General features: G+C 35.8%; 1 protein-coding gene. It reads right to left on the reverse strand.

All coding sequences use genetic code 11. From position 1 onward, the window contains the following. Positions 1-218 (reverse strand): hypothetical protein (locus UNSWCS_RS12280; protein WP_035144346.1); only part of this gene is annotated, 218 nt, incomplete at both ends.

The raw sequence follows: 218 nt of genomic DNA on the forward strand, positions 1-218 counted from the left end.
CTATGTCAGAAGCATTGATGCCTGCTTCTTTGTTTTTATATCTTTGCTTTAGTTCATTTAGTTTGGTTTGTAAATTTGATTTTTTATTCTTATATTGTTCGTATTCTTTTTTTACGCTATTTAGTTGTTTAACTGCTTCTTGTAGGGCTATAGTGGCTGGAGCGATCTGGGCATATTCGTTTTGCACAGTGATGGAGAGTGCAGCCTGTGCCTCTTTT

This window comes from Campylobacter concisus UNSWCS, assembly GCF_000466685.1.
Lineage (GTDB): Bacteria > Campylobacterota > Campylobacteria > Campylobacterales > Campylobacteraceae > Campylobacter_A > Campylobacter_A concisus_A.